Consider the following 17,057-nt stretch of genomic DNA (forward strand, 5'->3'; position numbering starts at 1 on the left):
AAGCGTTTGATCAGGCATAAAAAACCCCGTCACATGGACGGGGTTTTTTTAGTGCGCCGGGAGATTACTCTGGGCGAACTTGTGCAGCTTGCATACCCTTTTGGCCTTTCTCAGCCACGAAGGAAACGGTCTGGCCTTCTTTCAGGCTTTTGAAACCGTCAGTTTCGATAGCTTTGAAGTGTACGAACAGGTCGTCACCGCCACCTTGAGGAGTGATGAAGCCGAAGCCTTTTTCATCGTTGAACCATTTAACGGTGCCGGTTTGGCGATTAGACATGGTGTATCTCCAAGAAACATATATTTTCAGTAGTACTGTGCTGCTCAGGCCAACTGGGCACACCGGGGTATCATAGTCGAAATGTTCGCTTTGGTAGCCCCCCGGCGGCACTGTTTGCTTTCATATTGCAGTCATCTCAGTGGCTGAAATGGCTGAAAGCCCCGGTTTCAAAGGCTTTCAGCCGAGAAAGGAGGGCGTAAAAAAAGCTATAAAAGCTGCGTAAATTATCGGTTTAACAAGCTTTTTCGCGCTTTTCTGACCGCTGGCAGCTCGAAAACCCTATCGCTTGACCTTATTTCTGAACCCGGCAAACCGAGATTTCTTTCAATGCGCGCTGGCCCAGTTCGCCGCTGGGTGGTGTGTTCTTGTCCATCAGTTGGGCGATTTCCTGGGTCGTGAATTTTTTCTCCAGAACGTCGGCGCCGCAGGTGCAATGTTGCTTGGCCACGGTCGGGTTGACGCTTTGGCTGGCGGCTTTTGTGCAATCGTTCATGTACTGCTCTTTTACGCCGGCAGGCCACGCAGCGTGCGCGCTCAGTGGCAGCAGCATGGCCAGCGGGGCCGCGAAAGCGAAAAGTCGGATAAGGCGCATATCTGGAGACTCCTTGGTTGGGTGGTTCGTGGCAATTCTCAGCCCATTTGAGGTTAGACGTACATCTCAAGTTCACCGGATGCCGTGAATAGTGCGCAAATCGAGTCAGGCGCGACTCGTTCGCTTTAATGGCCGGCCATCTGTGCTAGCATGCCTGCCTCGGGCGTTTGCAGGCTCCGGTGACCTTCAGTTCCGGTAGCGGCAGCGTTCGAATACTCTGTTTGAATCCCAGTCACTCTGGTTCGGTTCCCGGTTGGCCGCAAGGCTCCTGCCGCTGTAAGGCAGGCGTTCGTCATTGAATGGCCTGGACCGGATCTTGTACTGGCTCATCCCAACCCACGTGACCTTTGGTAGGGGTCACCACTAGGAGAGGAGGCGCCATGCCAACTATTACTCTTCCCGACGGCAGTCAACGTTCATTCGATCACCCGGTTTCCGTAGCCGAGGTCGCCGCATCCATCGGCGCGGGACTGGCGAAGGCCACCGTGGCCGGCAAGGTCAATGGCCAACTGGTCGACGCCTGCGACATCATCGACAGCGACGCGACGCTGCAAATCATCACGCCAAAGGATGAAGAGGGGCTGGAGATCATTCGCCACTCTTGCGCTCACCTGGTTGGCCACGCGGTCAAGCAGCTGTACCCGACGGCCAAAATGGTCATCGGTCCGGTCATCGACGAAGGTTTCTATTACGACATCGCCTATGAGCGTCCTTTCACTCCGGACGACATGGCCGCCATCGAACAGCGCATGCAGCAGCTGATCGACAAGGATTACGATGTCATCAAGAAGGTCACTCCGCGCGCCGAAGTGATTGAAGTGTTCAAGGCCCGTGGCGAAGACTACAAGCTGCGCCTGGTCGAGGACATGCCGAACGAACAGGCCATGGGCCTGTACTATCACGAAGAATACGTCGACATGTGCCGCGGTCCGCACGTGCCGAACACGCGTTTCCTGAAATCCTTCAAGCTGACCAAGCTGTCCGGTGCTTACTGGCGCGGCGATGCCAAGAACGAGCAACTGCAGCGCGTTTATGGCACGGCCTGGGCTGACAAGAAGCAATTGGCTGCCTACATCCAGCGCATCGAAGAAGCGGAAAAGCGCGATCACCGCAAGATCGGCAAGCGTCTGGGCCTGTTCCATACCCAGGAAGAAGCGCCGGGCATGGTGTTCTGGCACCCGAACGGCTGGACGTTGTATCAGGTACTCGAGCAGTACATGCGCAAGGTTCAGCGTGACAACGGCTACCTTGAGATCAAGACGCCGCAAGTCGTTGACCGTAGCCTGTGGGAAAAGTCCGGGCACTGGGCCAACTACGCCGACAACATGTTCACCACCGAGTCGGAAAGCCGCGACTACGCCATCAAGCCGATGAACTGCCCGTGCCACGTGCAGGTGTTCAATCAGGGTCTGAAGAGCTACCGCGAGTTGCCGATGCGTCTGGCCGAGTTCGGTGCCTGCCACCGTAACGAGCCGTCGGGTGCTCTGCACGGGATCATGCGCGTGCGCGCGTTCACTCAGGACGATGCCCATATCTTCTGCACCGAAGAGCAGATGCAGGCCGAATCCGCTGCGTTTATCAAGCTGACGCTGGATGTCTACGCCGATTTCGGCTTCAAGGACATCGAGATGAAGCTGTCCACTCGTCCGGAAAAACGCGTGGGTTCCGACGAACTCTGGGATCGCGCCGAGGCTGCACTGGCCGCCGCCCTTGATAGCGCGGGCCTTCCGTACGATCTGCAGCCGGGCGAGGGTGCTTTCTACGGTCCGAAGATCGAGTTCTCGCTGAAAGATTGCCTCGGTCGTGTGTGGCAGTGTGGTACCCTGCAGCTCGATTTCAACCTGCCTATCCGTCTCGGCGCCGAATACGTCTCCGAAGACAACAGCCGCAAGCATCCTGTGATGTTGCACCGGGCGATCCTCGGTTCCTTCGAGCGTTTCGTCGGGATTCTGATCGAGCACTACGAAGGTGCATTCCCTGCTTGGCTGGCGCCAACCCAGGCAGTGGTCATGAATATCACTGATAAACAGGCAGATTTTGTCGCTCAGGTCGAAAAAACTCTCAACGAAAGCGGGTTTCGTGCCAAGTCTGACTTGAGAAATGAAAAGATCGGCTTTAAAATCCGCGAGCATACCTTGCTCAAGGTTCCCTATCTTTTGGTTATCGGAGATAAGGAAGTCGAGACGCAGACTGTCGCTGTGCGTACTCGTGAAGGTGCTGACCTGGGCTCGATGCCCGTCTCCCAGTTCACTGAGTTCCTCGCGCAAGCGGTTTCCCGGCGTGGTCGCCAAGATTCGGAGTAATTATTATTAAGCGTGAAATGAGACAAGATAAACGAACTGCACCGAAAGCCCCGATCAACGAGAATATCTCGGCACGCGAGGTTCGGTTAATTGGCGCTGACGGCGAGCAGATTGGCATCGTCTCGATTGATGAAGCGCTTCGTATTGCTGAAGAAGCCAAGCTTGATCTGGTAGAAATTTCCGCCGACGCAGTCCCACCGGTTTGCCGAGTGATGGACTACGGCAAATCGATCTTCGAAAAGAAGAAGCAGATTGCAGCGGCGAAGAAAAACCAGAAGCAGATTCAGGTAAAAGAAATCAAGTTTCGTCCAGGGACGGAGGAAGGGGATTACCAGGTAAAACTACGCAACCTGGTACGTTTCCTGAGTGACGGGGACAGGGCCAAGGTATCCTTGCGATTCCGCGGCCGTGAGATGGCCCACCAGGAGCTGGGGATGGAACTCCTCAAGCGGGTTGAAGCTGACCTGCAAGAGTACGGTTCGGTCGAACAGCATCCTAAGATGGAAGGACGCCAGCTGATCATGGTCATCGCCCCGAAAAAGAAGAAGTAATCAACAGGGCACGGCAGGCCTTCTGATTATGTTTATCAACTGAATGCGGAGTATCCGAACATGCCAAAGATGAAAACCAAAAGTGGTGCTGCTAAGCGGTTTCTGAAAACTGCTAACGGTATCAAGCACAAGCACGCTTTCAAGAGCCACATCCTGACCAAAATGTCGACCAAGCGTAAGCGTCAACTGCGCGGTAGCAGCTTGCTGCATCCGTCTGACGTGGCAAAAGTCGAGCGCATGCTGCGCCTTCGTTAATTTTTGGATCAAGAATAGAGGAAGTAACTCATGGCTCGTGTAAAGCGTGGCGTCATTGCCCGTAAGCGTCACAAAAAAATTCTGAAACTTGCTAAAGGCTACTACGGCGCGCGTTCCCGCGTATTCCGTGTTGCCAAGCAAGCGGTAATCAAGGCAGGCCAATACGCCTACCGTGACCGTCGTCAGAAAAAACGTCAGTTCCGCGCTCTGTGGATCGCTCGTATCAACGCTGGTGCTCGTATCAACGGTCTGTCCTACAGCCGTTTCATCGCCGGCCTGAAAAAAGCGTCCATCGAGATCGACCGTAAGGTTCTGGCTGATCTGGCAGTGAACGAAAAAGCGGCGTTTGCTGCGATTGTCGAGAAAGCTAAAGCCACCTTGGCTTAAGTACCCCCGACAGTCACCCGGCCTCACCTGTGTGGGGTCTGGTGTTAAACGTCATAAATAGGGGAAGAGCCTTCAAGCTCTTCCCCTATTTTGTATCTGGAGTCTGTACATGGAAAACCTGGATGCGCTGGTCTCTCAAGCACTAGAGGCTGTGCAAAGCGCTGAAGATATCAATGCCCTGGAGCAAATCCGGGTTCACTACCTTGGTAAAAAGGGCGAATTGACTCAGGTGATGAAGACCCTGGGGAATTTGCCGGCAGAGGAGCGTCCGCAGGTCGGCGCCCTGATCAACGTTGCCAAGGAACGTGTCACAGAAGTTCTCAATGCGCGCAAGGCGTTGTTCGAGGAGGCCGATCTTGCGGCCAAACTCGCCGCCGAGTCCATTGACGTGACCCTGCCTGGCCGTGGCCAGACTTCCGGCGGTCTGCATCCGGTTACCCGGACTCTGGAACGTGTTGAACAGTTCTTCACCCGTATTGGCTACGGCATCGCCGAAGGCCCGGAAGTCGAAGACGACTATCACAACTTCGAGGCGCTCAACATCCCAGGCCACCACCCGGCCCGGTCGATGCATGACACCTTCTATTTCAATGCCAACATGCTGCTGCGCACCCATACCTCGCCGGTACAGGTCCGCACCATGGAATCGAAACAGCCGCCGATCCGCATTGTCTGCCCTGGCCGTGTGTACCGCAGCGACTCCGATATCACCCACTCGCCGATGTTCCATCAGGTCGAAGGCCTGTTGGTTGATCGCGACATCAATTTTGCCGATCTGAAAGGCACCATCGAAGAGTTCCTGCGGGTGTTCTTCGAGAAAGAGCTGGCGGTGCGTTTCCGTCCTTCGTACTTCCCGTTCACCGAACCGTCCGCTGAAGTCGACATGGAATGCGTGATGTGCAGCGGCAAAGGCTGCCGTGTATGCAAGCAGACCGGCTGGCTGGAAGTGATGGGTTGCGGCATGGTCCACCCGAACGTGCTGCGCATGTCCGGTATCGATCCGGAAGAGTTTTCGGGCTTCGCCTTCGGCATGGGCGTTGAGCGTCTGGCCATGCTGCGTTACGGCGTGAACGACTTGCGTCTGTTCTTCGACAACGACTTGCGGTTCCTCGCGCAATTTCGCTAGTCGTAACGAATTTTTAGGAGAGCAGGATGAAATTCAGTGAACAATGGCTGCGTGGCTGGGTTAGCCCGCAGGTAGATCGCGACGAGCTGGTTGCCCGTCTGTCGATGGCCGGTCTTGAGGTCGATAGCGTAACGCCGGCCGCCGGTGAATTCAGTGGCGTGGTCGTGGGCGAGGTGCTGAGCACCGAGCAGCATCCGGACGCCGACAAGCTGCGTGTGTGTCAGGTCAGCAACGGCACGGAAACCTTCCAGGTGGTGTGCGGTGCGCCTAACGTGCGCCCGGGCCTGAAGATTCCGTTCGCCATGATCGGCGCCGAGCTGCCGGGCGACTTCAAGATCAAGAAAGCCAAGCTGCGGGGCGTCGAGTCCAACGGCATGCTGTGTTCGCAAGTCGAACTGCAGGTCGGTGAAGGCAACGACGGCTTGATGGAACTGCCGGCCGATGCGCCGGTAGGCGAGGATTTCCGCGTTTATCTGAGCCTGGATGACGCGAGCATCGAGGTGGACCTGACCCCGAACCGGGGCGACTGCCTGTCTCTGGCCGGTCTGGCCCGTGAAGTCGGCGCGCTGTACGCCGCTCCGGTCACCCGTCCTGTGGTGCTTGCGGTTCCTGCGGTGCATGACGAAGTGCGTTCCGTAGAAGTGCTGGCCCCGGCTGCATGCCCGCGTTATCTGGGTCGTGTCATCCGCAACGTCGATCTCTCCAAGCCGACGCCGCTTTGGATGGTCGAGCGCCTGCGCCGTGCCGAAGTGCGCAGCATCGACGCTGCCGTCGACATCACCAACTACGTGATGCTTGAACTTGGGCAGCCGCTGCACGCCTTCGATCTGGCGGAAATCAATGGCGGCATCCGTGTGCGCATGGCGGAAGAGGGCGAGAAGCTGGTATTGCTCGATGGCCAGGAAGTCAGCCTGCGTAGCGATACGCTGGTGATCGCCGACCACACTCGCGCGCTGGCGATTGCCGGTGTGATGGGCGGCGAGCACAGCGGTGTGTCCGCGACCACTCGTGATGTGTTCCTGGAGAGCGCATTTTTCGATCAGATCGCGGTAGCCGGCAAGGCCCGCTCTTATGGCCTGCACACCGATGCTTCGCACCGTTACGAGCGCGGCGTGGACTGGCAACTGGCCCGTGAAGCCATGGAGCGCGCCACTGGCCTGCTGCTGGAAATCACCGGCGGTGAAGCCGGCCCGATCATCGAGACGGTGAGCGAGCAGCATCTGCCGTCGATCGCACCGATTACGCTGCGTGCACAGCGCATCACTCAGATGTTGGGCATGGAAATGGATTCGGCCGACGTCGAGCGTCTGCTCGGTGCCTTGGGTCTGAATATTTCCGCTGATGGAGCAGGGCAGTGGCGCGTTGAAGTGCCAAGCCATCGCTTCGATATCAGCCTGGAAGTCGATCTGATCGAAGAGCTGGCCCGTCTGTACGGTTACAACCGTCTGCCGGTTCGTTATCCGCAAGCCCGTCTGGCACCGCAAGCCAAGGCAGAAGCCCGCAGCGATCTGCCGGAGCTGCGTCGCCTGCTGGTGGCACGCGGTTATCAGGAAGCGATCACTTACAGCTTCATCGATCCGAAGCAGTTCGAACTGTTCAGTCCTGGTGTCGAGCCACTGTTGCTGGCCAACCCGATCTCCAACGACATGGCCGCCATGCGTTCGTCGCTGTGGCCAGGTCTGGTCAAGGTGTTGCAGCACAACCTGAATCGTCAGCAGGACCGTGTCCGCCTGTTCGAGAGCGGCCTGCGCTTTGTTGGCCAGCTTGAAGGCCTGAAGCAAGAGCCGATGCTCGCCGGTGTCGTATGCGGCAGCCGCTTGCCGGAAGGCTGGGCACAAGGTCGCGATACTGTGGATTTCTTCGACGTCAAGGCGGACGTAGAGGCGGTATTGGGCTTCGCCGGTGCACTGGATTCGTTCACTTTCGTGCCGGGCAAACACCCTGCGCTGCACCCGGGTCAGACTGCGCGCATCGAGCGGGAAGGGCGTGAAGTCGGCTTCATCGGTGCCATCCACCCTGAGCTGTCGAAAGCCTTGGGTCTGGACCGTCCAGTGTTCGTTTTCGAGCTGGTTCTGGCTGAAGTGGCGCTCGGTAAAATGCCGAAATTCCATGAGTTGTCGCGCTTTCCTGAAGTGCGTCGTGACCTTGCACTGATCGCGCATAAAGACGTCGCAGCCTCGGCTGTGCTGGACGTAATCCGTGAAAATGCAGGCGAATGGCTCACGGATCTCAGGCTGTTTGACGTGTATCAGGGTAAAGGTATTGATCCTGATAGAAAAAGCCTTGCCGTCGGCTTGACCTGGCAGCATCCATCGCGCACTCTTAATGACGATGAGGTGAATTCGACGACGCAAAATATCCTCACCTCGCTCGAACAAAGGTTGAACGCCACGTTAAGGAAGTGACGTATGGGGGCTTTGACGAAAGCTGAGATGGCGGAACGTCTGTATGAAGAGCTGGGCCTGAACAAGCGGGAAGCCAAGGAATTGGTCGAACTGTTTTTCGAGGAAATCAGGCACGCTCTTGAAGACAACGAGCAGGTCAAATTGTCCGGTTTCGGCAATTTCGACCTTCGGGACAAACGCCAGCGGCCTGGCCGCAACCCGAAAACGGGGGAAGAAATCCCGATCACGGCTCGCCGTGTGGTCACCTTTCGTCCAGGGCAGAAGTTGAAGGCCCGAGTTGAGGCTTATGCTGGAACCAAGTCATAACGACGAACTGCCCGTCATCCCGGGCAAACGCTACTTCACCATCGGTGAAGTGAGCGAGCTGTGTGCGGTAAAACCACATGTGCTGCGCTACTGGGAGCAGGAGTTTCCTCAGCTCAACCCCGTCAAACGCCGCGGGAACCGCCGGTATTATCAGCGCCAGGACGTGCTGATGATCCGGCAGATCCGCGCGCTCCTTTACGATCAGGGTTTCACCATCGGTGGCGCGCGTCTGCGCTTGTCCGGTGACGAGGCCAAAGATGACACCACCCAGTACAAACAAATGATCCGCCAGATGATTGCGGAGCTTGAGGATGTGCTGGTGGTTCTCAAGAAATAAAAAGCAGCCTTTAAATACTTCCAGTTTTCAAAAGCTTGCGATATATTCTTGAGCGTTCTTCGAGGTTGAAGAACAGGTTTCACGCCTAGTCGGGGCGTAGCGCAGTCCGGTAGCGCACTAGCATGGGGTGCTAGGGGTCGAGTGTTCGAATCACTCCGTCCCGACCATTATTCCTGAGTAAAATCAGACACTTAGGCCGATCAGCCAGATCGGCTTTTTTGTGCCTGCGCAAAACCCGCGCAAAACTGGCGCAAAACTACCCGGTGATTTCGCTGATATTCAGGTCCGGAATTGCCTCGGACCAGACGATTTCCGCATGGTCCCGCTGGTAGTTTTTGGTCATGCTCTCGCTGGCGTGCCCGGCGATCTTCTGCCCATCCTTCCCTGCTTTCTGATACAGGTGGAGCGATAGCGCCCGCACTTCGTGGAAGCCCGGCATTTCCTCCTCCTTCCATCCTTTGTAACAACCCGCCGCTTCTCGAGCTTCTTTGAAGGCCCGCGTCAAATACCGCTCTTCGACCTGCGTCCAGTGATCCTTCGTCTCTGCCTGTTTCTGTTTCTTGCGATCAGGCCGGCGGTGGATCAGGTACGGAGAGACGATGTCATCCCGGCACCGGCTGATCACAGCCTGGAGCTCATTGGTCACTTTGAACCGTATCCATGCCGCATCACTGGCCTTGGCCGTCTTCTGCTGTACCACATACAGAAACCCTTCCCGAACCCCGTCGAATCGCATGTTGAGGATGTCGGTGCGGCGCTGCGCTGTGATCAGCGCCAAGTCGATTGCGTTCTGCAGCCACTCCGGCGACTTCTCCCTGATGGCTTTCAACCCCTCGATGGTGTGCCGTTTGCGCTGCTTCTTCTCGATCCGGTTAATCGTGCTGGCGGCCGGGTTGTCCGGGCATAGGCCCTTCGCCGCCGCGTGGTTGAAGATATCGATCAGCAAGGCCCGGCACTGGTTGGCCGTCCGTGGTGTGAGGGCGTCCAGCATTTCCGCGATCATGCGGATTGTGATCTGGTCGGCCGCTTTGCCTTCGAACTTCTTTCGGAAACGGCGGAAGTGGACGGCGTATAGCCCGAGCGTGCCCTTGGCCAGTTCGCGCGGCGGCAGTACATCGCGCTCGTATATGTCCAGGAAGCCGACGAACGATTCGGATGTGCTGCCCATTACGGCGCCGATCAGGTCAGCGCCGCGCATGAACTCCAAGTTCAACTGCTTCGCAGCATCGATCGCTTTAATTCGATCAGAGCCGAACTGGAACCACTTACCGTCGGTAGGCCGGCGGTAGCGATAGGTCGAGCGCCGCGAATCGAAGTACAGGTTCTGCGGGAGGCTCTTGTTCGCCTTGTTGCGCGGCCGTGGGACCATCATGCAGCTCCTTTCAATACCATTGCGACCAGGTCGTTCCCTGCCGACTTGCTGAACGCCGTCCAGTCAACGTACCAGAGTTTTCCGATCTGCTCGCCGGGCACCTGGCCGTTCCGGATGTAGTTGCGGATCGCTTGTGGGCACGGAGGCGTGCCGTTCTCGCCCCAGCGACGGCGCTGGAACTCACTGATCTTGATCAGTTCTTTTTTCATGGGGGAGTCTCCACGCCGCCGGCGGCGGCAGAAGGTTATTGAAGGGGCACGCTGTCCAGCCCAGGGGCGACAGTTCGTGCCTGTTGTTCGTTTCGGAAGGACATGTACTGGATAATCCCGCCGCAATCAGCGGTAACCCACCAGAGCCCGAAGAGTTTGTGCGGGCCCTTGATGATCTTCGTGATGGTCATGGCGCACTTCCTTGCCCGGGTGGGCGGTGCCGCGCGGGGCGGCAGAAGGTGGTGATGGGTTATTCGTCGTCTTCGTTTTCTTCCCAGCCTTTGAGTTCTCGCGCCCAGGCAGTCCACTGCTGGCGCTGTTCTTCGCGCATTTCATCCCAGCGCCCGGCCACCTCCGATGAAACGGCCTCCCCAGCCTTGAGCCTCACGGTCCCGCAATTGCTGCCGAGGTCTTCGTCCGCATAACGAACAGTGATTTCGTCATCAGGGTGGAGCCTCGAAAGCTCCATCAGGACCGGGAGAGGGCACGACCAGGCGGTATCGAATGAAAGCTCGCCTGCATCCAGGTCGATCGCCTGGTCGTAAGCATTCCACTTTGTGCCCCAGACATCGCGGGCGAAGTCGAGCGAGTGGAAGTGCCCGGACGATCGCTTGTTGCGCAGCATTTGGATGAACTGCTCGAAGCACTCTTCGCTTAGCTGCAGCACGTTGGCTTCTGCGCGGTTACGCCGCTCAAGTCCTGCAATCAGGGGATTATCGTGAAGAGGTTGAGCGGTGATAGTTACTGCCGCAGTCTCGGCTTGTCCGCTGATCCCGCCCCAAGGGAACACCCCGCGAAAAGGAAGGATGGTGCTGAAGTCGATTTTGCCGCTTTCGTTGATCAGCACCTTTAGGACGTGGGCAGGAGCGCTCACCTTGTTGGTCACATGGTTTGGCATGGCAATAGAATTCCTCGCCCGCCGTACACCGGCAGGCTGTTGAGTTGAAAAAAGGTCTACGGTTATGGCTTCAATGCCAAAGTTTTGGGGTGAGCAATGCGTGAAACACTGGAAGTCGAGTTCGAAGGGAAGACGCACAAAGTTTCGTATTCCGTAGATAAACGGATGGTCACGGTATGGGCTGCAACCTTGTCAAAATCCACGCAGGTTGGCGGGTCTCCACCTGAAACAATTGCCCGAATAATCGCGAAAGAGTTGCTGGCGGAAGCAAAGCAGCAGGGCTTGTTGTAGGGTTGGCTCACCGCTGGACGAGTTCGGCGGGGACCTTCACAGCGCCGCCGCGTTTGGCGAAGACCACGGCCCGGAACACGGCGATTGGTCGGGTTTCGCCGGTTACCCGGTTGAACGGATCGTTCGTCGCGTCGGCCAGCCACGGGTGCCGGTGACCGACATCGACCCAGACGCCGTACTTCTCGATCAGCTGCTCGGCGTCGGGCGGGGCGAAGAGATCCATCTGGCCGGCGACGGGCTGCTGGTCACCCTCGATCGCGTTGATTACCCAGTTCAGCGCCGGGCCGGCCAGTTCATCGGTGCGGACGCTGACCATGCGGCTCATGGCTGTCGCCGCCGGAAGTCGGTGCAGCGCACGATCACCGTCTGCCCGTCGCGGGAGAGCGGCGGCATCGCGCTGAAGGGAAGGTGGCTGCAATTTTGGTGGGCATGGGCACAGGTCGCGCACATGCCGCCTTTGGGTTGGTGGTTCATCACCGAGGCCCTCTGTAGCAGTAGACGTAGGCGAACCAGGCGAGGGCGATCATGGCGTCACCTCGCGGCGAGCCCACCAGCAGACCGGGCCGTCGTCAGTATCGTGAATGGCGAGGCAGAACCAGCCTTCGCCGTCCGGGCGGTCCGGCTCCCAGTAGCTGCAATCCGGATCGTGGGATTCGAAGTAGCGGTCGGCAATTGCCGGGTCTGCGAACTCCAGGCTTACCATGCCAACTTGAAGGCTTTGCTCGGCGATCCAGGCCTTGCACTTGTCGCCGTCACCTTCGTCGAAGTCGGGCATGTCGGGGTGCTGGAACATCCCGTGTTCATCGCGCACGACCGGGGCTGGCTGAATCAGTTTTATCGTTTCCATGGGCGAGCTCGTCCTTGCCGCTATAACGGCTGACTTTGAAGGGGGAGGGAGTTAAGGCTTGGTGGAGTACAGGTGTACTCCTGTCAAGTCGGTGAAGTTAAGTGCGGTGTCGTGCGGTGCCAGTTGTCACGGTGGTAAACAATCACACATGTACCTTTGAGGCTAGCAAGTTGATATGATCATGATCTATGGACCGTATTGTGGATCTGGAGATATATGAACGATCGTGTTGAGTTAAAAAAGCCTGTGGCGGAAGTCTATGTGGCAGCGTTGAATGAGCTCGGTTATTCAGCATCTATTGATGATGAAGGAGATGTCGAGTTTAAAAGTGATGGTGTCGACTTGAAATTCTGCGCGGTGATAGATGAGGATCACCATAAATTTGTGTCTATCAGCTGTCTGTTTTTTTACAAGCTTTCCTCTAAGGATGAAAAGACCAATGTTTATATCGCGTGTAATATTGCAAATCTAGAGACAAAAGTCGCGAAGACTTATCTCAATCGGTCCGGTCGAAGCGTGTCTACTTCCTATGAGTGCTTCGTAGATGAGCTAACAAAAGAAAATATTATGGCAGCGGTAAGATCCGGTGTGGTTACTACCACGGCGGCCATGAAAAATTTTGTGGAAGCGCTTCAAAGTAATTCATAGGGATTAGTCATGGAAGAGCAGGGCTCGCAGCCAAGCGGAAGCTATGGCGGAAAAACTGTTGGTGCATTTAGTGGCGGAATTTACATTTATTTGTGTAATTTATTGCCCGCAGAAGGGCAGCTTAGGGAGTTGGCCGTATATGCAGCTCCATGTGTTGCGGTATGGGGTAAACAGTGGGGGGGGATTGCACTCTATGAAGTTAAGTTGGCAATAATTCAAAAGATTCAACATGTCAAGCTTAATAGGTTGAAGGCTAAGATCGATAGTATGCCGGATGTTCCTGGTGTTCAAGAGTTAAAAAAAGAAGTGTCTGACAAATTTTACAAAGTAAGCGCTGGTTTGGTTCATGCGGCTTTGGATGATATCGCTAAAATGACGAGCACATCACCTTACTCTTCTAAGGAGGTAGATAAGAAAAATAAGTAGTGGCTTGGTTTCGTAGTTTATTAGTTGCCCGCTTAGTACGCTCCCGATCTTTGCAGTCACCCGGATGCGTATTTCCAAGTGAGGATAGGGTTAGGCGGCCAAGCGCTGGTAAAGCTCGATGATGTCTGCGGCGTTTGCTGCGACCAGCGCTTCGGCTTCGTCCGGACAAACACTGTTTCCAATCAGCCGCACTTGGTCGGTCTTTTTGATGTCGCGCCATTCTTCAGCACCGGTGACTAGGTCGACGAACAGTCCGCGATCGATGATGTAGTCCTTGTCGAAGCCTTGAGCGGCCTTCAGTTCAGGCGGTTGCAGCATGCGCAGGGTGATGTCGATCAGTACGTAGCCGCCGACCATCACTATTTCCGCCGGATCTTTGAAGTGCTCCGGCAGGTACTGGTGCATGAACGCGGCGCAGCGGCGTGCTCCTTCCATTTGCTCGGGCGACAGCGTTTCCGGCACCTGTACGGTCTCGACAACTGCCACGCGATCTTTCGTCGGCAGCGTATGCATCGGCTCATTGAGCGAGATGCCATCCTTCTCGTTGCCGTAGTACTTGACCAGATAGGCGCTCACCAGACGCTGGTTGGCGCCTGACTGGCAGATGGTCGATATCGGATCGTACGCCGATCGGCCGTCGCCTTTGTAGAAGCCGCCATTCGCCTGCTCGAAGAACGCTGCGGATACCGCATGGTGCCCGGTGCTGGTAGCCACCACGTTGAGCGGCTCTGTTACTTCAGCTCCGACCGATCCTTTTCGCAGCGTCACCATGTTCGCCGCGGCCAACGCAAAGTGCCCGCCCTTGACCTGGGCAACTTGCGTGCGCAACGGTTCGACCGCGCTAAAGTTACGCTGCGCTGATCCGTTGGCGCATTCGGTGAGGAATGGCGCTGCTATCGGCTGCACCAGCGCGTGATGGGTTCCGCCGGCACTGATCGTCGAAAGCGCTTCGTCTGTGTCGTGCGTGCTGGTGTGTGCCGACGAGGTGCCGCGCATTGGCACGATGAAAGGTTTCGCACTGGTCAGAACATGCCGCCAGCAGCCCTTGGCCACTCGGCGCAGCCTGATTTCGCAGCAGAAAGCTTGAAGTTCCAAAAGCACGCCGTCGAGCAGGGTCTGTGCCTTGACACTCTGGTGGGCGGATTTTACGTGGAGCAGAAGACCCAGCACGCGTGGGCTTCTTGGATTCGTCGGGTAGCCACGGAGCAACGGACATCACCGACAAGATTAGCGTCAACTGCCAGGCCAAGCTCTCCGAGGCCATCACCAAACTCAACGCCATGTTCCGCGACAAGAAGTTCGTCGTGGTATCCCTGCGGCCCGGCAAGGACCGCACGCTCGACCAGAACCGGTTGTGGTTCGCGATGTACAGGCGCATCGCCGAGATGACCCAGATCGGCGACGAGGCCGACGCCCGTCGGTACTGCAAGTTGCACATCGGCGTGCAAATTCTGCTGAACGAGGATGCCGGGTTCCAGGCCGAGTGGTACCGGGTGATGCGTCACCTGCCGTACGAGACGAAGCTGGCCATGATGGGCGGGTGCAAGCTGTTCGGGCCGGACGGCTTCCCGGTGACCAGCCTGTTCAATCGGTCCCAAGGCATTGCCTACACCGACCGCATCATCGCGCGCTTCGCACCACAGGGCGTTTACTTCGACGATCTGCTGAGCCAGGAGGCCGCATGACACTTGAAAGGAAGCAGCCGCGCCCGAAAAAGTGCGCAGTCAAAACCTGCAGGGCCTCATTCGTCCCGAAGGTGAGTTTTCAGTCCTGGTGCTCGCCGGACTGCGCCGTTGTCATCGCGCGGGACAAGCAGGAGAAGAAGCGTAAGTCGCTGGCGATCATCGAGCGCCGCGCGATCAAGGTCCGCGAGGAGAAGCTGAAGCGTCGCGGCGACTACGTGCGAGAAGCTCAGCAGGCATTCAACGCATACATCCGCGCCCGTGACTTTGCCGCCGGCCACGCATGCATCTCCAGCGGAAAACCACTGGACTGGAGCGGAAACGCCGTGGACGCCGGCCATTAACGAAGTGTCGGCTCTGCACCTCACCTGCGCTTCGATGAACGCAACTGTCACGCCCAGAGTAAGCAGGACAACCGGTTTCTTTCGGGTAATGCCGTGGATTACCGGATCGGCCTCATCGCACGCATCGGTCAGGAGGCTGTGAACGCTCTCGAATCCGATCAGAGCGTGCGCAAGTACACCATCGACGACCTGAAGGCCATCAAGGCCGAATACCGGGCCAAGGCCCGAGAACTGAAAAAGGGGCAGGCAGCATGAAATTGATTAACGCACGTCAAGCGTGGACAGACGCACAGCATGAGTCGAACGTATCAATCAGTGCGGCAGCGGCCGACCGAGCAAAATCCGCGACTGTCGTCCGGAAGGAAAAGGCCGCGCTTCGAGAGATCATCTTTGCCGCCCAGGGTGAGGACAAGGAAGAGCGCATCATGGCTGTGCGCCAGAAGATCCACATCGCCGAGACGCGCCGCACGCCTATTGGCCGCTCCACACTCCGAGCCGCCCACCTGGTGACCATGGGGAAGGTGCAGAAGGCAATCGAGTCGCTTCCGTTCCAAGTGCAGCAGCTCGGGCACTACCTCTACCACCCTTGCATGACCGTCATTCACATGCTCAACGCCGAGAAGCTGATCTGGTCAGACACGGACTTTGGCGCGCTCACCAACGCCAAGGCGGCGAAGGTGCATTGCCTGGTGACTGTTGCGCTCCAGTCGTACAAGGCCGAGGCGAACGGCGGTGATGCTTTTGGCCCTGCCCGAGTGTCTGACGCCATGATGAAGCTGTACGGGATCGCCATACAGCCCAAGCACTGGGATCGAGACTGGCTCGAAATCTGGAACTTCCTGCGGAAAGCGATTGAGGAAGTGGATATTCAGGCTCAAGAGCCTATTTGGCAGGTTATTCACGCAGAAAATTCAGAGGATGCGGCATAAAGGTGTTGCCAAGGTGGGGAGTTTGATGTACTTTTCCCACACTGCGCAACTTACCTCCAGCGCACGACAACTTCGAAACCCGGCCAAGAGCCGGGTTTTTGTTAGCTGGTCCTAAAGATCGCTCGCGAAATGTCGATATATTCTTATCGTGCATTCAAGGAGCGGATGGATATGTTCGGTTATCTTGCTGACAAGGCTAAGGCGTTATCAGAATCCGTCAGCGAGACGGTTATATCGGCAAAGGATGCTGTGCTCGACTCTATTGGGGAGGGTGCAAATGCTGCCAATGACTATCTCGAAAAGAACTGGCCGCAGATCGAACGCGTGCTAGTCGATGGCCTACTTACCGTGACGCACGACCGGATCAAGGATGATGAGGCGTTTCTCCTTGTGGCGGAAAAGGCCTTTGAGCTTCTACCTGTGCCTGTTCGTTTGTTACTTCCTCGGTCTGCGTTCCTTGCGCATACAGAGAAGCACCGGGCTTCAATTGTTGAACTGATCGAGGAAAAACGACAGCAGCGATTGGCGCTAGATAGCCCTGTAGAGACAGAGGCAGACGTTCCACAAACGAACTGAAACCCTATTTTCATTCTACGAAAGCCCCGACCTAGTTCGGGGTTTTTTATACCCGGAATTTACCCGTAGCGGGGATAACCCTCGGGAAGGTCTGGGCGTCGATAGCCGGATAGTGCGACGTACGGAATCAACACCGGCAGCCCGCGCAGGATGGCTTCAAGCTGCTCCCTAGCCCTAATAGGTCAAGCGGCGATGAATCGTTCACTACTCACCATTAAAGGGCCTAGACGCATCCGCGGATATTCTTGTGGGTAGGCATGTTATATTTTGGTGCTCTAGATAGATGGAGCTTAGAT

General features: G+C 56.8%; 22 protein-coding genes, 1 tRNA gene and 2 pseudogenes. 16 read left to right on the top strand and 9 right to left on the bottom strand.

The features are described 5' to 3' along the window. Positions 1-64 precede the first annotated feature (64 nt). On the bottom strand, positions 65-277 hold the full coding sequence (locus KVQ74_RS14365; protein WP_007956027.1) for a cold-shock protein: 213 nt from the start codon (positions 275-277) through the stop codon (positions 65-67). Between the two features lie 292 nt (positions 278-569). Beyond that, positions 570-869, bottom strand: coding sequence for a hypothetical protein (locus KVQ74_RS14370; protein ID WP_217831739.1), 300 nt, complete (start codon positions 867-869; stop codon positions 570-572). A gap of 380 nt (positions 870-1,249) precedes the next feature. Between KVQ74_RS14370 and thrS the strand changes: the two genes are divergently transcribed. The 9 genes from thrS (at position 1,250) to KVQ74_RS14415 (ending at position 8,706) form a co-directional block, all read left to right on the top strand. Then, positions 1,250-3,172: a threonine--tRNA ligase gene (gene thrS / locus KVQ74_RS14375; protein ID WP_217831740.1), complete on the top strand. Its 1,923-nt coding sequence runs from the start codon at positions 1,250-1,252 to the stop codon at positions 3,170-3,172. After that, entirely contained in the window at positions 3,172-3,723 is a 552-nt protein-coding gene (infC, locus tag KVQ74_RS14380) for a translation initiation factor IF-3 (RefSeq protein WP_217831760.1), read from the top strand. The genes thrS and infC overlap by 1 nt, the downstream gene beginning before the upstream one ends. A gap of 60 nt (positions 3,724-3,783) precedes the next feature. Beyond that, positions 3,784-3,978 (top strand): 50S ribosomal protein L35, encoded by a 195-nt coding sequence (gene rpmI / locus KVQ74_RS14385; RefSeq protein WP_002553160.1) that lies wholly within the window; start codon positions 3,784-3,786, stop codon positions 3,976-3,978. 30 nt (positions 3,979-4,008) lie between these two features. Then, the gene (gene rplT, locus KVQ74_RS14390; RefSeq protein WP_007905879.1) at positions 4,009-4,365 is read left to right on the top strand and encodes a 50S ribosomal protein L20; all 357 of its coding nucleotides are present in this window, start codon (positions 4,009-4,011) and stop codon (positions 4,363-4,365) included. A gap of 109 nt (positions 4,366-4,474) precedes the next feature. Next, positions 4,475-5,491 (top strand): phenylalanine--tRNA ligase subunit alpha, encoded by a 1,017-nt coding sequence (pheS, locus tag KVQ74_RS14395; RefSeq protein WP_077044525.1) that lies wholly within the window; start codon positions 4,475-4,477, stop codon positions 5,489-5,491. A 26-nt stretch (positions 5,492-5,517) separates the two neighbouring features. Continuing rightward, positions 5,518-7,896, top strand: coding sequence for a phenylalanine--tRNA ligase subunit beta (gene pheT, locus KVQ74_RS14400; RefSeq protein ID WP_217831741.1), 2,379 nt, complete (start codon positions 5,518-5,520; stop codon positions 7,894-7,896). 3 nt (positions 7,897-7,899) lie between these two features. After that, positions 7,900-8,202: an integration host factor subunit alpha gene (gene ihfA, locus KVQ74_RS14405; RefSeq protein ID WP_002553164.1), complete on the top strand. Its 303-nt coding sequence runs from the start codon at positions 7,900-7,902 to the stop codon at positions 8,200-8,202. Next, complete coding sequence (locus tag KVQ74_RS14410; RefSeq protein ID WP_003179985.1) at positions 8,183-8,539, top strand: MerR family transcriptional regulator; 357 nt, start codon at positions 8,183-8,185, stop codon at positions 8,537-8,539. Before ihfA ends, KVQ74_RS14410 begins: the two co-directional genes overlap by 20 nt. Before the next feature lie 90 nt (positions 8,540-8,629). Beyond that, positions 8,630-8,706, top strand: a tRNA-Pro gene (locus KVQ74_RS14415). Between the two features lie 89 nt (positions 8,707-8,795). On the opposite strand, the gene KVQ74_RS14420 is transcribed toward KVQ74_RS14415, so the two are convergent. Genes KVQ74_RS14420 through KVQ74_RS14435 form a run of 4 tightly spaced genes read right to left on the bottom strand, consistent with a single transcriptional unit; the run spans position 8,796 to position 11,018 of the window. Next, positions 8,796-9,908, bottom strand: a complete 1,113-nt coding sequence (locus tag KVQ74_RS14420) for a tyrosine-type recombinase/integrase (protein WP_217831761.1) — start codon at positions 9,906-9,908, stop codon at positions 8,796-8,798. Next, positions 9,908-10,120 (bottom strand): hypothetical protein, encoded by a 213-nt coding sequence (locus tag KVQ74_RS14425; protein ID WP_197869543.1) that lies wholly within the window; start codon positions 10,118-10,120, stop codon positions 9,908-9,910. Before KVQ74_RS14425 ends, KVQ74_RS14420 begins: the two co-directional genes overlap by 1 nt. A gap of 35 nt (positions 10,121-10,155) precedes the next feature. After that, entirely contained in the window at positions 10,156-10,311 is a 156-nt protein-coding gene (locus tag KVQ74_RS14430) for a hypothetical protein (protein ID WP_217831742.1), read from the bottom strand. A 59-nt stretch (positions 10,312-10,370) separates the two neighbouring features. Then, the gene (locus KVQ74_RS14435) at positions 10,371-11,018 is read right to left on the bottom strand and encodes a DUF1281 family ferredoxin-like fold protein (RefSeq protein WP_217831743.1); all 648 of its coding nucleotides are present in this window, start codon (positions 11,016-11,018) and stop codon (positions 10,371-10,373) included. A 96-nt stretch (positions 11,019-11,114) separates the two neighbouring features. Here KVQ74_RS14435 and KVQ74_RS14440 point away from each other — a divergent pair, with 96 nt between their 5' ends. Next, the gene (locus KVQ74_RS14440; protein ID WP_217831744.1) at positions 11,115-11,309 is read left to right on the top strand and encodes a hypothetical protein; all 195 of its coding nucleotides are present in this window, start codon (positions 11,115-11,117) and stop codon (positions 11,307-11,309) included. 7 nt (positions 11,310-11,316) lie between these two features. Here KVQ74_RS14440 and KVQ74_RS14445 read toward each other — a convergent pair whose 3' ends face one another. Next, on the bottom strand, positions 11,317-11,634 hold the full coding sequence (locus KVQ74_RS14445; RefSeq protein ID WP_217831745.1) for a hypothetical protein: 318 nt from the start codon (positions 11,632-11,634) through the stop codon (positions 11,317-11,319). 198 nt (positions 11,635-11,832) lie between these two features. Then, positions 11,833-12,156, bottom strand: coding sequence for a hypothetical protein (locus KVQ74_RS14450; protein ID WP_217831746.1), 324 nt, complete (start codon positions 12,154-12,156; stop codon positions 11,833-11,835). Positions 12,157-12,372: 216 nt separating this feature from the next. On the opposite strand from KVQ74_RS14450, the gene KVQ74_RS14455 reads away from it, so the two are divergent. Both KVQ74_RS14455 and KVQ74_RS14460 read left to right on the top strand, forming a co-directional pair. After that, entirely contained in the window at positions 12,373-12,804 is a 432-nt protein-coding gene (locus tag KVQ74_RS14455; protein ID WP_217831747.1) for a YbjN domain-containing protein, read from the top strand. A gap of 9 nt (positions 12,805-12,813) precedes the next feature. Next, a complete protein-coding gene (locus tag KVQ74_RS14460) occupies positions 12,814-13,230 on the top strand; it encodes a hypothetical protein (protein ID WP_217831748.1) in 417 nt (138 codons plus the stop codon). Positions 13,231-13,320: 90 nt separating this feature from the next. Here KVQ74_RS14460 and KVQ74_RS14465 read toward each other — a convergent pair. Continuing rightward, a pseudogene (locus KVQ74_RS14465) lies at positions 13,321-14,301 on the bottom strand (DNA cytosine methyltransferase); the annotation flags it as partial. A 143-nt stretch (positions 14,302-14,444) separates the two neighbouring features. Here KVQ74_RS14465 and KVQ74_RS14470 point away from each other — a divergent pair. The 4 genes and pseudogenes from KVQ74_RS14470 (at position 14,445) to KVQ74_RS14485 (ending at position 16,761) form a co-directional block, all read left to right on the top strand. Continuing rightward, on the top strand, positions 14,445-14,915 hold the full coding sequence (locus tag KVQ74_RS14470; protein WP_217831762.1) for a hypothetical protein: 471 nt from the start codon (positions 14,445-14,447) through the stop codon (positions 14,913-14,915). After that, positions 14,912-15,511, top strand: a pseudogene (locus KVQ74_RS14475) (recombination protein NinG). The gene KVQ74_RS14470 and the pseudogene KVQ74_RS14475 overlap by 4 nt, the downstream one beginning before the upstream one ends. Next, complete coding sequence (locus tag KVQ74_RS14480; protein WP_217831749.1) at positions 15,508-16,185, top strand: hypothetical protein; 678 nt, start codon at positions 15,508-15,510, stop codon at positions 16,183-16,185. Before KVQ74_RS14475 ends, KVQ74_RS14480 begins: the two are co-directional and overlap by 4 nt. A gap of 171 nt (positions 16,186-16,356) precedes the next feature. Then, a complete protein-coding gene (locus tag KVQ74_RS14485) occupies positions 16,357-16,761 on the top strand; it encodes a hypothetical protein (protein WP_217831750.1) in 405 nt (134 codons plus the stop codon). Positions 16,762-17,057 lie beyond the last annotated feature (296 nt).

The organism is Pseudomonas botevensis (assembly GCF_019145475.1).
GTDB lineage: Bacteria > Pseudomonadota > Gammaproteobacteria > Pseudomonadales > Pseudomonadaceae > Aquipseudomonas > Aquipseudomonas botevensis.

Bases quoted from the DNA above. Each gene is read 5' to 3' on its own strand.
- KVQ74_RS14365 (WP_007956027.1), bottom strand. From the start codon at position 277: ATGTCTAATCGCCAAACCGGCACCGTTAAATGGTTCAACGATGAAAAA.
- KVQ74_RS14370 (WP_217831739.1), bottom strand. From the start codon at position 869: ATGCGCCTTATCCGACTTTTCGCTTTCGCGGCCCCGCTGGCCATGCTG.
- thrS (WP_217831740.1), top strand. From the start codon at position 1,250: ATGCCAACTATTACTCTTCCCGACGGCAGTCAACGTTCATTCGATCAC.
- rpmI (WP_002553160.1), top strand. From the start codon at position 3,784: ATGCCAAAGATGAAAACCAAAAGTGGTGCTGCTAAGCGGTTTCTGAAA.
- rplT (WP_007905879.1), top strand. From the start codon at position 4,009: ATGGCTCGTGTAAAGCGTGGCGTCATTGCCCGTAAGCGTCACAAAAAA.
- pheS (WP_077044525.1), top strand. From the start codon at position 4,475: ATGGAAAACCTGGATGCGCTGGTCTCTCAAGCACTAGAGGCTGTGCAA.
- pheT (WP_217831741.1), top strand. From the start codon at position 5,518: ATGAAATTCAGTGAACAATGGCTGCGTGGCTGGGTTAGCCCGCAGGTA.
- ihfA (WP_002553164.1), top strand. From the start codon at position 7,900: ATGGGGGCTTTGACGAAAGCTGAGATGGCGGAACGTCTGTATGAAGAG.
- KVQ74_RS14410 (WP_003179985.1), top strand. From the start codon at position 8,183: ATGCTGGAACCAAGTCATAACGACGAACTGCCCGTCATCCCGGGCAAA.
- KVQ74_RS14420 (WP_217831761.1), bottom strand. From the start codon at position 9,908: ATGGTCCCACGGCCGCGCAACAAGGCGAACAAGAGCCTCCCGCAGAAC.
- KVQ74_RS14425 (WP_197869543.1), bottom strand. From the start codon at position 10,120: ATGAAAAAAGAACTGATCAAGATCAGTGAGTTCCAGCGCCGTCGCTGG.
- KVQ74_RS14430 (WP_217831742.1), bottom strand. From the start codon at position 10,311: ATGACCATCACGAAGATCATCAAGGGCCCGCACAAACTCTTCGGGCTC.
- KVQ74_RS14435 (WP_217831743.1), bottom strand. From the start codon at position 11,018: ATGCCAAACCATGTGACCAACAAGGTGAGCGCTCCTGCCCACGTCCTA.
- KVQ74_RS14440 (WP_217831744.1), top strand. From the start codon at position 11,115: ATGCGTGAAACACTGGAAGTCGAGTTCGAAGGGAAGACGCACAAAGTT.
- KVQ74_RS14445 (WP_217831745.1), bottom strand. From the start codon at position 11,634: ATGAGCCGCATGGTCAGCGTCCGCACCGATGAACTGGCCGGCCCGGCG.
- KVQ74_RS14450 (WP_217831746.1), bottom strand. From the start codon at position 12,156: ATGGAAACGATAAAACTGATTCAGCCAGCCCCGGTCGTGCGCGATGAA.
- KVQ74_RS14455 (WP_217831747.1), top strand. From the start codon at position 12,373: ATGAACGATCGTGTTGAGTTAAAAAAGCCTGTGGCGGAAGTCTATGTG.
- KVQ74_RS14460 (WP_217831748.1), top strand. From the start codon at position 12,814: ATGGAAGAGCAGGGCTCGCAGCCAAGCGGAAGCTATGGCGGAAAAACT.
- KVQ74_RS14480 (WP_217831749.1), top strand. From the start codon at position 15,508: ATGAAATTGATTAACGCACGTCAAGCGTGGACAGACGCACAGCATGAG.
- KVQ74_RS14485 (WP_217831750.1), top strand. From the start codon at position 16,357: ATGTTCGGTTATCTTGCTGACAAGGCTAAGGCGTTATCAGAATCCGTC.